This window comes from Streptococcus sp. CL8.13 (genome assembly GCF_049737895.1).
In genome coordinates, this window is sequence record NZ_JBKOTT010000008.1 from 1 (window position 1) to 13,386 (window position 13,386).

At 42.4% G+C, this 13,386-nt stretch carries 9 protein-coding genes and 1 tRNA gene; 9 read left to right on the forward strand and 1 reads right to left on the reverse strand.

Annotated features, from left to right (window positions below):
• Positions 1-1,676: arginine--tRNA ligase (gene argS / locus ACLNCN_RS00620; RefSeq protein ID WP_424844418.1), on the reverse strand; the 1,676-nt coding region annotated here is incomplete at its 3' end.
• 135 nt (positions 1,677-1,811) lie between these two features.
• Here argS and argR point away from each other — a divergent pair.
• The 9 genes from argR to ACLNCN_RS00665 all read left to right on the forward strand — a co-directional run bounded on the left by argR (position 1,812) and on the right by ACLNCN_RS00665 (position 13,269).
• On the forward strand, positions 1,812-2,258 hold the full coding sequence (gene argR / locus ACLNCN_RS00625) for an arginine repressor (RefSeq protein ID WP_001231476.1): 447 nt from the start codon (positions 1,812-1,814) through the stop codon (positions 2,256-2,258).
• A 50-nt stretch (positions 2,259-2,308) separates the two neighbouring features.
• Positions 2,309-4,843 carry a DNA mismatch repair protein MutS gene (gene mutS, locus ACLNCN_RS00630; RefSeq protein ID WP_424844419.1) on the forward strand — a complete coding sequence of 845 codons (2,535 nt, stop codon included), beginning with the start codon at positions 2,309-2,311 and terminating at the stop codon, positions 4,841-4,843.
• A gap of 145 nt (positions 4,844-4,988) precedes the next feature.
• The gene (patA, locus tag ACLNCN_RS00635) at positions 4,989-6,695 is read left to right on the forward strand and encodes a multidrug efflux ABC transporter subunit PatA (protein WP_424844420.1); all 1,707 of its coding nucleotides are present in this window, start codon (positions 4,989-4,991) and stop codon (positions 6,693-6,695) included.
• A 1-nt stretch (position 6,696) separates the two neighbouring features.
• A complete protein-coding gene (gene patB / locus ACLNCN_RS00640; RefSeq protein WP_424844421.1) occupies positions 6,697-8,463 on the forward strand; it encodes a multidrug efflux ABC transporter subunit PatB in 1,767 nt (588 codons plus the stop codon).
• Positions 8,464-8,706: 243 nt separating this feature from the next.
• A complete protein-coding gene (locus ACLNCN_RS00645; protein WP_424844422.1) occupies positions 8,707-9,396 on the forward strand; it encodes a gamma-glutamyl-gamma-aminobutyrate hydrolase family protein in 690 nt (229 codons plus the stop codon).
• A gap of 170 nt (positions 9,397-9,566) precedes the next feature.
• Positions 9,567-10,916, forward strand: coding sequence for a glucose-6-phosphate isomerase (locus tag ACLNCN_RS00650; RefSeq protein ID WP_000018269.1), 1,350 nt, complete (start codon positions 9,567-9,569; stop codon positions 10,914-10,916).
• 127 nt (positions 10,917-11,043) lie between these two features.
• Positions 11,044-12,504, forward strand: a complete 1,461-nt coding sequence (gltX, locus tag ACLNCN_RS00655; RefSeq protein WP_261048531.1) for a glutamate--tRNA ligase — start codon at positions 11,044-11,046, stop codon at positions 12,502-12,504.
• Positions 12,505-12,517: 13 nt separating this feature from the next.
• Positions 12,518-12,952 (forward strand): cytidine deaminase family protein, encoded by a 435-nt coding sequence (locus ACLNCN_RS00660; protein ID WP_424844423.1) that lies wholly within the window; start codon positions 12,518-12,520, stop codon positions 12,950-12,952.
• A gap of 245 nt (positions 12,953-13,197) precedes the next feature.
• A tRNA-Glu gene (locus ACLNCN_RS00665) sits at positions 13,198-13,269 on the forward strand.
• The last annotated feature ends 117 nt before the right edge of the window (positions 13,270-13,386 follow it).

A 13,386-nucleotide genomic window follows, 5' to 3' on the forward strand; every position in this document is an offset into this window, starting at 1 on the left:
GCTTCTACTCCAAGCAAGCGAAGGGCTTCTTTGAGAACGACTGCTGTTGCGTAGCTAAGGGCTAGACGGCTGTCGCGTTCTGGGCTTTCATCCAAGATGCGCGTATGTGCATAGTATTTGTTAAAGGCTTGAGCCAGGCTAATTGCAAATTTAGCAATGATAGAAGGTTCAAAGTTATCTGCCGCACGATTGATAATACGTGGGAAGTCTTGGATGAGTTTGATGATTTCCCAGCTTTCAGTATCATTCAAGCTATAGTTGCCAGCTGTTTCTGGTTTGAAATCCGCTTTGCGTAAGATAGATTGGATACGAGCGTAGGCGTATTGAACATAAGGTCCAGTTTCACCCTCGAAGGATACCATAGCTTCTAGGTCGAAGTCGTATCCATTTGTACGGTCGGTTTTGAGGTCATAGAATTTAATGGCTCCAACACCAACAGCATGCGCTACTTGATCTTTGTTTTCAAGTTCAGGATTTTTAGCTTCGATTTGGGCTTTGGCACGACTAACAGCCTCTGCAACAGTAGGTTCTAGCAGGATGACATTTCCTTTACGAGTAGAGAGTTTCTTTCCTTCTTTTGTAACCAAACCAAAAGGAACGTGAGTAATGTCGTCACTCCAATCGTAACCCATCTCTTGCAAGACAGCTTTGAGTTGTTTAAAGTGGGCAGATTGCTCTTGACCAACTACGTAGATAGATTTAGCAAATTGGTATTCATTTTTACGGTAAAGGGCTGCAGCCAAGTCACGTGTGATATAGAGAGTTGCACCATCAGATTTCTTGATAAGGGCTGGATGTTCAATTCCGTATTTCTCAAGATTCACAACTTGGGCCCCTTCTGATTCAACAAGAAGGCCTTTTTCAGAAAGAATGTCTACAACTGCATCCATCTTATCGTTGTAGAAGGCTTCTCCGTTGTAGCTGTCAAATTCAACTTTCAATTCATTGTAAAGGCGGTTAAATTCCACTAAACTTTCATCACGGAACCATTGCCAAAGTGCGAGAGCTTCCTCGTCTCCATTTTCAAGTTTACGGAACCATTCGCGCGCTTCATCATCCAAGCTAGGGTCATTTTCAGCCTCAGCATTGATGCGGACATAGAGTTTAAGGAGTTCATCAATTGGATGAGCTTTTACAGCTTCTTCGTCACCCCATTTTTTGTAGGCAACAATCAACATCCCAAACTGTTTACCCCAGTCTCCCAAATGGTTGACCTTGACCGTTTGATAACCGATTTTTTGGAAAATATGTGACAAGCTATCTCCGATGACAGTTGAGCGTAGGTGACCAATAGAAAATGGTTTAGCGATATTGGGACTAGACATGTCGATAACAACATTTTCTTGTTTGCCAATAGTTTGGTCAGCATAGTGTTCTTTTTGAGTGATAACAGCTTGCAATACTTGAGCAGAAATGGCAGATTTATCAAGGAAAAAGTTGACGTAAGGTCCTGTTGCGACAACCTTTTCAAAGGCTTGGCTGTTAATTTTTTCAGCCAGTTCAGTCGCAATCATTTGAGGTGCTTTACGTTCGACTTTTGCAAGAGAAAAAGCAGGGAAAGCGATGTCTCCCATTTCTGAGTTTTTAGGGGTTTCCAGTAAATTTAAAATAGCCTCTTGGTCCAGGCTATCAATGATGCTAGCCAACTCGCTAGCAATCAATTCTTTTGTATTCATTAAGAGCTCCTTTTTGGACTTTTCTACTATTTTATCACAATTTTAAAGAAAGAAGAAAAAATTTTTGAAATCTCCTATTTTTTTGGTATAATATAGTTATAAAATTAGTTATAAATATGCATATAAGAGGATTTTATGAGAAAAAGAGATCGTCATCAGTTAATAAAAAAAATGATTACTGAGGAGAAATTAAGTACACAAAAAGAAATTCAAGATCGGTTGGAGGCGCACAATGTCTTTGTGACGCAGACAACCCTATCTCGTGATTTGCGCGAAATCGGCTTGACCAAGGTCAAGAAAAATGATATGGTGTATTATGTACTAGCAAATGAGACAGAAAAGATTGATTTGGTGGAATTTTTGTCTCATCATTTAGAAGGCGTTGCAAGAGCAGAGTTTACCTTGGTACTTCATACCAAATTGGGAGAAGCCTCTGTTTTGGCAAATATTGTAGATGCAAACAAGGATGAATGGATTTTAGGAACAGTTGCTGGTGCCAATACCTTATTGGTCATTTGTCGAGACCAGCACGTTGCCAAACTCATGGAAGATCGTTTGCTAGATTTGATGAAAGATAAGTAAGGTCTTGGGAGTTGCTCTCAAGACTTATTTTTGACAAGGAGAGACGGAAAATGGCGACAGAAAAGCTATCACCCGGCATGCAACAGTATGTGGATATTAAAAAGCAATATCCAGATGCTTTTTTACTCTTTCGGATGGGTGATTTTTATGAATTATTTTATGAGGATGCGGTCAATGCTGCGCAGATTCTGGAAATTTCCTTAACGAGTCGCAACAAGAATGCGGACAATCCGATTCCTATGGCGGGTGTTCCCTATCATTCTGCCCAACAGTATATCGATGTCTTGATTGAGCAGGGCTATAAGGTAGCCATTGCAGAGCAGATGGAAGATCCTAAACAAGCAGTTGGGGTTGTGAAACGAGAGGTTGTTCAGGTCATTACGCCAGGGACAGTTGTCGATAGTAGTAAGCCGGATAGTCAGAACAACTTCTTGGTTGCCATAGACCGTGATGGCAATCAATTTGGCTTAGCTTATATGGACTTGGTGACGGGTGATTTTTATGTGACAGGTCTTTTGGATTTCACGCTGGTTTGTGGAGAAATCCGCAATCTCAAGGCGCGAGAAGTGGTGCTGGGTTATGACTTGTCTGAGGAAGAGGAACAAATCCTTAGTCGTCAGATGAATCTAGTGCTTTCCTATGAAAAAGAAGGCTTTGAAGACCTTCATTTACTGGATTCACGATTAGCAGCTGTGGAGCAAGCGGCATCTAGTAAGTTGCTCCAGTATGTCCATCGAACCCAGATGAGGGAATTGAACCACCTCAAACCTGTTATCCGCTATGAAATCAAGGATTTCTTGCAGATGGATTATGCGACCAAGGCTAGTCTGGATTTGGTTGAGAATGCTCGGTCAGGCAAGAAGCAAGGCAGTCTTTTCTGGCTTTTGGATGAAACCAAAACAGCTATGGGTATGCGGCTCTTGCGGTCTTGGATTCATCGCCCCCTGATTGATAAGGAACGAATCGTCCAACGCCAAGAAGTGGTGCAGGTCTTTCTCGACCATTTCTTTGAGCGCAGTGATTTGACAGACAGTCTCAAGGGTGTTTATGATATCGAACGCTTAGCTAGTCGAGTTTCTTTTGGCAAAACCAATCCCAAGGATCTCTTGCAGTTGGCGACCACCTTATCTAGTGTGCCACGGATTCGTGCGATTTTAGAAGGGATGGAGCAACCCGCTCTAGCCTATCTCATCGTACAACTGGATGGAATCCCTGAGTTGGAGAGTTTGATTAGCGCAGCGATTGCTCCTGAAGCTCCTCATGTGATTACGGATGGGGGAATTATCCGGACGGGATTTGATGAGACTTTGGATAAATACCGCCGAGTGCTCAGAGAAGGGACTAGCTGGATTGCTGAGATTGAGGCCAAGGAGCGAGAAAACTCTGGTATCAGTACCCTCAAGATTGACTACAATAAAAAGGATGGCTACTATTTCCATGTGACCAATTCTCAACTGGGAAATGTGCCCGCTCACTTTTTCCGCAAGGCGACGCTGAAAAACTCGGAACGCTTTGGAACCGAAGAATTAGCCCGTATCGAGGGAGATATGCTGGAGGCGCGTGAGAAGTCAGCTAACCTAGAGTATGAAATTTTTATGCGTATTCGTGAAGAGGTCAGCAAGTACATCCAACGTTTACAAGCTCTAGCCCAAGGAATTGCGACAGTTGATGTCTTACAGAGTCTAGCAGTTGTGGCTGAAACCCAGCATTTGATTCGACCTGAATTCGGAGATGATTCGCGAATTGATATCCAGAAAGGGCGCCATGCTGTCGTTGAAAAGGTTATGGGGTCTCAGACCTATATTCCCAATACGATTCAGATGGCAGAAGATACCAGTATCCAACTGATTACAGGGCCCAATATGAGCGGAAAGTCAACCTACATGCGTCAGTTAGCCATGACGGCGGTTATGGCTCAGTTGGGTTCTTATGTGCCAGCAGAAAGCGCCCATTTACCGATTTTTGATGCAGTCTTTACCCGTATCGGAGCAGCAGATGACTTGGTTTCGGGTCAGTCAACCTTTATGGTGGAGATGATGGAGGCCAACAATGCCATTTCGCATGCGACCAAGAACTCTCTCATTCTCTTTGATGAATTGGGACGGGGAACTGCAACTTATGACGGGATGGCTCTTGCTCAGTCCATCATCGAATACATTCATGAACATATCGGAGCCAAGACCCTCTTTGCGACCCACTACCATGAGTTGACCAGTCTGGAGTCTAGTTTACAACACTTGGTCAATGTCCACGTGGCAACTTTAGAGCAGGATGGGCAGGTTACCTTCCTTCACAAGATTGAACCAGGTCCAGCTGATAAGTCCTATGGTATCCATGTTGCCAAGATTGCTGGCTTGCCAGCAGACCTCTTAGCAAGGGCGGATAAGATTTTGACTCAGCTAGAGAGTCAAGGGATAGAAAGTCCTGCTCCCATGAGGCAAACAAGTGCTGTCACTGAACAGATTTCATTCTTTGATAGGGCAGAAGAACATCCTATCCTAGCAGAATTAGCTAAACTAGATATATACAACATGACACCCATGCAAGCTATGAATGTCTTGGTCGAGTTAAAACAGAAACTATAAAGAGAAAATTACTAGTCATTCTAGCTGTATCAAGGAGACTTCTTTGACAAGTTTCCACTTTTTTGCTAGAATAACATCACACAAACAGAATGAGAAGGAGCTGACGGACTGTCGCTCCCTTTTGTCTATTTTTTAAGGAGAAAGTATGCTGATTCAGAAAATAAAAACCTACAAGTGGCAGGCCTTGGCTTCGCTCCTGATGACATGCTTGATGGTTGCTAGTTCACTTTTGCAACCGCGTTACCTGCAGGAAGTGTTAGACGCCCTGCTTGCTGGAAAATATGAAGCTATTTATAGTATCGGGGCTTGGTTGATTGGTGTGGCCGTGGTCGGTCTAGTTGCTGGTGGGCTCAATGTTGTCCTTGCAGCCTATATTGCCCAAGGAGTTTCATCCGACCTTCGAGAGGATGCCTTCCGTAAAATCCAAACCTTTTCTTATGCTAATATTGAACAATTTAATGCGGGAAATCTAGTCGTTCGCATGACAAATGATATCAACCAGATTCAGAACGTCGTCATGATGACCTTCCAAATTCTTTTCAGACTTCCCCTCTTGTTCATCGGTTCGTTTATCTTGGCGGTTCAAACCCTACCTTCTCTGTGGTGGGTGATTGTTCTCATGGTAGTCTTGATTTTTGGTTTGACTGCTGTCATGATGGGTATGATGGGGCCTCGTTTTGCCAAGTTTCAAACCCTGCTTGAACGCATCAATGCCATTGCCAAGGAAAATCTGCGTGGCGTTCGCGTGGTCAAGTCCTTTGTCCAAGAAAAAGAGCAGTTTGCTAAGTTTACGGAGGTTTCAGACGAGATTCTCGGTCAAAATCTTTACATCGGTTATGCCTTTTCAGTAGTGGAACCTTTCATGATGTTGGTCGGTTATGGGGCGGTATTCCTCTCTATTTGGCTAGTTGCAGGGATGGTTCAGTCGAATCCGTCAGTTGTTGGCTCCATTGCTTCCTTTGTCAATTACCTAAGCCAGATTATCTTTACCATTGTCATGGTTGGATTTTTGGGAAATTCTGTCAGCCGTGCCATGATTTCCATGCGTCGTATTCGAGAAATTCTTGACGCAGAGCCAGCTATGACCTTCAAGGATGTGCCAGATGAAGAGTTGGTCGGAAGTCTTAGCTTTGAAAATGTAACCTTTACCTATCCAATGGATAAGGAACCGATGCTGAAAGATGTGAGCTTTACTATTGAACCTGGTCAGATGGTTGGTGTAGTTGGAGCCACTGGTGCAGGAAAATCAACCTTGGCTCAATTGATTCCACGTCTCTTTGACCCGCAGGAAGGGGCTATCAAAATCGGTGGCAAGGATATTCGAGAAGTGAGTGAGGGGACCCTGCGTAAAACAGTTTCTATCGTTCTCCAACGTGCCATTCTCTTTAGTGGAACGATTGCAGATAACTTGAGACAGGGTAAGGGAGATGCCACTCTATTTGAAATGGAGCGCGCAGCCAATATTGCCCAAGCCAGCGAATTCATTCATCGTATGGAGAAAACCTTTGAAAGTCCGGTTGAGGAACGGGGAACCAATTTTTCTGGTGGGCAAAAACAAAGGATGTCGATTGCGCGCGGGATTGTCAGCAATCCACGTATTCTGATTTTTGACGATTCGACCTCAGCCTTGGATGCCAAGTCAGAGCGCCTGGTGCAAGAAGCCTTGAATAAGGACTTGAATGGGACGACAACTATTATCATCGCGCAAAAGATTAGCTCGGTTGTCCATGCAGATAAAATCTTGGTTCTAGATCAAGGACGATTGATTGGTCAAGGCACGCATGCAGACTTGGTTGCCAACAATGCCGTTTACCGTGAAATCTATGAAACACAGAAAGGAAAGGAGGAGTAAAATGAAGACAGTTCAGTTTTTTTGGAATTATTTTAAAGTTTATAAGCTATCATTTGTAGTTGTTATCCTGATGATTGTTTTAGCGACTCTTGCTCAAGCCCTCTTTCCGGTCTTTTCTGGACAAGCAGTGACGCAGCTAGCTAATTTAGTTCAAGCTTATCAAGATGGCAATCCAGAACTTATTTGGCAAAGTCTATCAGGAATCATGGTCAATCTTGGACTGCTGGTTTTGGTTCTATTTATCTCTAGTGTGATATACATGTGTCTCATGACGCGTGTGATTGCAGAGTCGACTAACGAGATGCGCAAAGGCCTCTTCGGTAAGCTTGCTCGCTTGACGGTTTCTTTCTTTGACCGCCGACAAGATGGAGATATCCTGTCTCGTTTTACCAGTGATTTGGATAATATCCTCCAAGCCTTTAACGAAAGCTTGATTCAGGTCATGAGCAATATTGTTTTATATATCGGTCTGATTCTTGTCATGTTTTCGAGGAATGTGACGCTGGCTCTCATCACCATTGCCAGCACACCAATAGCCTTCCTCATGCTGATTTTCATCGTAAAAATGGCACGCAAATACACCAATCTCCAGCAGAAAGAGGTAGGGAAACTCAACGCCTATATGGATGAGAGTATCTCAGGTCAAAAAGCTGTCATTGTTCAAGGGATTCAAGAGGATATGATGGCAGGATTTCTTGAACAAAATGAGCGCGTACGCAAGGCAACCTTTAAAGGAAGAATGTTCTCAGGAATTCTTTTCCCTGTCATGAATGGCATGAGTCTGGTTAATACAGCCATCGTCATCTTTGCTGGTTCAGCTGTACTTTTGAATGATAAGTCTATTGAAACAAGTACAGCCCTAGGTTTGATTGTTATGTTTGCCCAATTTTCACAGCAGTACTACCAGCCTATTATCCAAGTTGCAGCTAGTTGGGGAAGTCTTCAGTTGGCCTTTACAGGTGCTGAACGGATTCAGGAAATGTTTGATGCAGAGGAAGAAATCCGACCTGAAAAGGCTCCAACCTTCACTAAGTTGCAAGAAGGTGTTGAAATTAGTCATATTGATTTTTCATACTTGCCTGATAAACCTATTTTGAAAGATGTCAGCATTTCCGCTCCAAAAGGCCAGATGACAGCAGTTGTTGGTCCGACTGGGTCAGGGAAAACGACTATTATGAACCTCATCAATCGCTTTTATGATGTTGATGCTGGTGGTATTTATTTTGACGGCAAAGACATTCGTGACTATGACTTGGATAGTCTCAGAAGCAAGGTAGGAATTGTTTTGCAGGATTCTGTCTTGTTTAGCGGAACGATTCGAGACAATATCCGTTTTGGTGTGCCAGATGCTAGTCAAGAAATGGTTGAGGTAGCAGCCAAGGCAACCCACATTCACGACTATATCGAAAGCTTACCTGATAAGTACGATACTCTTATAGATGATGACCAGAGCATCTTCTCGACTGGACAGAAACAATTGATTTCTATCGCTCGAACTCTGATGACAGATCCAGAAGTTCTCATTCTCGATGAAGCAACTTCAAACGTAGATACGGTGACAGAAAGCAAGATTCAGCATGCTATGGAGGCGGTTGTAGCAGGCAGAACTAGTTTCGTTATTGCCCACCGCTTGAAGACCATCCTCAATGCTGATCAGATTATTGTTCTCAAAGATGGCGAAGTCATTGAACGCGGTAACCACCATGAACTCTTGAAATTAGGTGGCTTCTATTCAGAACTCTATCACAATCAATTTGTTTTCGAATAAGAAAGAAGTTGTCCTATGTGGGCAGCTTTTTCTTGTCCATAAAAAATTTTTATCACAGCCTTTAAAAAAACATATTAGACGAAAGACGTTTTGAGTGATATGATAGGACTATCGTTATACTCAATGAAAATCAAAGAGCAAACTAGGAAGCTAGCCGCAAGCTGTACTTGAGTACGGTAAGGCGACGCTGACGTGGTTTGAAGAGATTTTCGAAGAGTATTAATATTCGAAAGGAGAGACATCATGCCTAGAACGGTTGTAGGAGTTGCTGCAAATCTATGTCCTGTAGACGCAGAAGGAAAAAACATTCACTCATCTGTATCTTGTAGATTTGCAGAGAGCATTCGTCAAGTCGGTGGTCTCCCTTTAGTCATTCCTGTTGGTGACGAGTCCGTTGTACGCGATTATGTGGAAATGATTGACAAGCTTATTTTGACAGGCGGGCAAAATGTCCATCCTCAGTTTTATGGAGAGAAAAAGACCATCGAGAGCGATGATTACAATCTAGTCCGCGATGAGTTTGAATTGGCACTCTTGAAAGAAGCGCTTCGACAGAATAAACCAATTATGGCAATCTGTCGCGGTGTTCAACTTGTCAATGTTGCCTTTGGTGGAACGCTCAATCAAGAAATCGAAGGTCACTGGCAAGGCCTACCTTTCGGAACGTCTCACTCTATTGAGACAGTAAAAGGAAGCGTGGTGGCTAAGCTATTTGGAAAAGAAAGTCAAGTCAACTCCGTCCATCGTCAAAGCATTAAAGATTTGGCACCTAACTTCCGTGTAACTGCTATTGATCCAAGAGACCAGACCATCGAAGCGATTGAGTCTATTGACGAACACCGCATTATTGGTTTGCAGTGGCATCCAGAGTTTCTGGTTAATGAAGAAGATGGTAATTTAGAATTATTTGAGTATTTATTGAATGAACTGTAACGACTGGAACATCTAGTCGTTCTTTCTTTTATTTTTTCAAAATTTTTGGAATGCGGCATTTTTACGCAAACGTTTGAATTCTGATAAAAATTGGAGAAATTCGACAAAAAAACTTGAAAAAAACGAAGGTAAGCGTTATGATAGAAAAGAAGAAATATTGGAGGAATAACATGTCACATATTAAATTTGATTATTCAAAAGTTTTAGACAAATTTGTTGCCCCACATGAAGTGGAATACATGCAATCACAAGTAACAGCAGCAGACGAATTGATTCGTAAAGGAACTGGTGCTGGTAGCGACTTCTTGGGATGGTTGGACCTTCCTGAAAACTACGACCGTGAAGAATTCGACCGCATCTTGAAAGCTGCTGAGCAAATCAAATCAGACAGCGATGTTTTGGTTGTGATTGGTATCGGTGGATCTTACCTTGGTGCCAAAGCAGCAATCGATTTCTTGAATCATCACTTTGCTAACTTGCAAACAAAAGAAGAACGCAAGGCTCCACAAATCCTTTACGCTGGAAACTCAATCTCATCTACTTACCTTGCTGACTTGGTAGAGTATGTTGCAGACAAAGACTTCTCAGTAAACGTGATTTCTAAATCAGGTACAACAACTGAACCAGCTATCGCTTTCCGTGTCTTCAAAGAACTTTTGGTTAAGAAATACGGACAAGAAGAAGCCAACAAACGTATCTATGCGACAACTGACCGCCAAAAAGGTGCTGTTAAGGTTGAAGCGGACGCTAACGGTTGGGAAACATTTGTTGTTCCAGATGACATCGGTGGACGCTTCTCAGTATTGACAGCCGTTGGTTTGCTTCCAATCGCAGCATCAGGAGCTGATATCAAAGCCCTTATGGAAGGTGCTAACGCAGCTCGCAAAGACTACACTTCAGACAAAATCTCTGAAAACGAAGCTTACCAATACGCAGCAGTTCGTAACATCCTTTACCGTAAAGGCTATGCAACTGAAATCTTGGTAAACTATGAGCCATCACTTCAATACTTCTCAGAATGGTGGAAACAATTGGCTGGTGAATCAGAAGGAAAAGACCAAAAAGGTATCTACCCAACTTCAGCCAACTTCTCAACTGACTTGCACTCACTTGGTCAATTTATCCAAGAAGGAACACGTATCATGTTTGAAACGGTTGTTCGTGTTGACAAACCTCGTAAGAACGTGATTATCCCTACCTTGGAAGAAGACCTTGATGGACTTGGTTACCTTCAAGGAAAAGACGTTGATTTTGTAAATAAAAAAGCAACTGACGGTGTTCTTCTTGCCCACACAGATGGTGATGTACCAAACATGTATGTGACTCTTCCAGAGCAAGACGCTTTTACTCTTGGTTACACTATCTACTTCTTCGAATTGGCTATCGCCCTTTCAGGTTACTTGAATGCTATCAACCCATTTGACCAACCAGGTGTTGAAGCTTACAAACGTAACATGTTTGCCCTTCTTGGGAAACCAGGATTTGAAGAATTGAGCAAAGAACTTAACGCACGTCTATAATAGAAGAAAAGAGTGGTTTGTCCACTCTTTTTACTCTCTTTATCCATAGAAATTGGACTCAGCCAAGACTTGTGATATAATATAGAGAGCAAAAAGGCAGACGCCTAGAGACTTTATAGGAGAAACTATGTCAAAAGATATCCGCGTACGTTACGCACCAAGTCCAACAGGACTACTACACATCGGAAATGCCCGTACAGCATTGTTCAACTACCTTTATGCCCGTCATCACGGTGGGACTTTTATTATCCGTATCGAAGATACTGATCGTAAACGTCATGTCGAGGACGGTGAACGTTCACAGCTTGAAAACCTTCGTTGGTTAGGTATGGATTGGGATGAAAGCCCAGAAACACATGAAAACTACCGCCAGTCTGAGCGTTTGGACTTGTATCAAAAATACATCGACCAATTGCTAGCTGAAAGAAAAGCCTACAAATCTTATGTTACAGAAGAAGAGTTGGCAGCTGAACGCGAACGTCAAGAAGCTGCTGGTGAAACACCTCGATATATCAACGAATACCTTGGTATGAGTGAAGAAGAAAAAGCAGCTTACATCGCAGAACGTGAAGCAGCAGGGATCATCCCAACTGTTCGTTTGGGTGTCAATGAGTCAGGTATCTACAAGTGGCATGATATGGTCAAAGGTGATATCGAATTTGAAGGTGGCAATATCGGTGGTGACTGGGTTATCCAAAAGAAAGATGGTTACCCAACATACAACTTTGCCGTTGTCATTGATGACCATGATATGCAGATTTCTCACGTAATCCGTGGAGACGACCACATTGCTAATACACCAAAACAGCTCATGGTTTATGAAGCACTTGGTTGGGAAGCTCCAGAGTTTGGTCACATGACCTTGATTATCAACTCTGAGACTGGGAAAAAATTGTCTAAACGTGACACCAACACCCTTCAGTTTATCGAAGACTACCGTAAAAAAGGCTATTTACCAGAAGCAGTCTTTAACTTTATTGCTCTTCTTGGTTGGAACCCAGGTGGCGAAGATGAGATTTTCTCTCGTGAAGAATTGATTAAACTTTTCGATGAAAACCGCCTGAGCAAGTCTCCAGCAGCCTTCGACCAGAAAAAACTTGACTGGATGAGCAATGATTATATCAAGAATGCAGATCTTGAAACCATCTTTGAAATGGCAAAACCATTCCTAGAAGAAGCAGGTCGATTGACTGACAAGGCTGAAAAATTAGTTGAGCTCTATAAACCACAAATGAAATCAGTAGATGAGATTATCCCATTGACAGATCTCTTCTTCTCAGATTTCCCAGAGTTGACAGAAGCAGAGCGCGAAGTCATGACTGGTGAAACAGTTCCAACAGTTCTTGAAGCCTTCAAAGCAAAACTCGAAGCGATGACAGATGATGAATTTGTGACAGAGAATATCTTCCCACAAATTAAAGCAGTCCAAAAAGAAACAGGTATCAAAGGAAAAAATCTCTTCATGCCAATTCGTATTGCTGTTTCAGGTGAAATGCATGGTCCAGAATTGCCAGATACTATCTTCTTGTTAGGTCGCGAAAAATCAATCCAGCATATAGAAAATATGTTAAAAGAAATCTCTAAATAAGAAGGATGTAATAATGGACATCTGGGAAAAGATGTACGAAGAGGCACAGAAACAATACAATCCACATGAAGTATCTGATTTTGTTTATGCCAACCATGTTGTAGCCGCAGTAGAAGCAGAAGATGGACAAATATTTACAGGTTTCTGTATGGAGGGAACCTGTGGTGTATTCCATCTCTGTGCAGAGCGCGCCGCACTCTTCAATATGTACCAATTTTCAGGACAAACTAAGGTTAAAAAAGTCTTAGCCTTCCGAGATAAACCGCCGTATGGTGGAAGTTCAGGAATGCCCTGTGGAGCTTGCAGAGAATTCCTTTTAGAGTTGAACGCTGAAAATAAAGATGCAGAATTCATGATGGACTACGATAGAAGAAAGATAGTGAAAGTCGCAAAACTAATGCCCTATTGGTGGGGAGAAGAACGTGCTTCTAAGTTTAATAATCAATAGAAGAGTCAGTATAATGCTGACTCTTTTTACTTAAAGCTTAAGTTCCACTGGTTTTACTAATGCTTGATTAGTCGAAAAGAATCGAAAAAAGAGCGCACAAAATCCCCTCATCTGAAAGCGTTTCAGATTAAGTTTCGCTATGGTGGAAGTTACGTTGAGAAGTTAGCACTTAAAAAAAGTTTAAAAAAGTAGTTGACAAAGTTTGAAAAGTCGGTATAATAGTAAGAGTTGAAAACACCAACTCTGGTCCGTTGGTCAAGGGGTTAAGACACCGCCTTTTCACGGCGGTAACACGGGTTCGAATCCCGTACGGACTATGGTATGTTGCGGTTGAGGCACTTGATGAAAAAAGATTTAAAAAAGTTTCAAAAAAGTGTTGACAAGCGAAAGCGACTGTGATATACTAATATAGTTGTCGCTTGATAGAAGTAAGC

Excerpts from the sequence above, each read along its gene's own strand:
- ACLNCN_RS00645 (WP_424844422.1), top strand. The coding sequence starts at position 8,707 with ATGCCTAGAACGGTTGTAGGAGTTGCTGCAAATCTATGTCCTGTAGAC.
- ACLNCN_RS00660 (WP_424844423.1), top strand. The coding sequence starts at position 12,518 with ATGGACATCTGGGAAAAGATGTACGAAGAGGCACAGAAACAATACAAT.
- ACLNCN_RS00650 (WP_000018269.1), top strand. The coding sequence starts at position 9,567 with ATGTCACATATTAAATTTGATTATTCAAAAGTTTTAGACAAATTTGTT.
- patB (WP_424844421.1), top strand. The coding sequence starts at position 6,697 with ATGAAGACAGTTCAGTTTTTTTGGAATTATTTTAAAGTTTATAAGCTA.
- gltX (WP_261048531.1), top strand. The coding sequence starts at position 11,044 with ATGTCAAAAGATATCCGCGTACGTTACGCACCAAGTCCAACAGGACTA.
- patA (WP_424844420.1), top strand. The coding sequence starts at position 4,989 with ATGCTGATTCAGAAAATAAAAACCTACAAGTGGCAGGCCTTGGCTTCG.
- argR (WP_001231476.1), top strand. The coding sequence starts at position 1,812 with ATGAGAAAAAGAGATCGTCATCAGTTAATAAAAAAAATGATTACTGAG.
- mutS (WP_424844419.1), top strand. The coding sequence starts at position 2,309 with ATGGCGACAGAAAAGCTATCACCCGGCATGCAACAGTATGTGGATATT.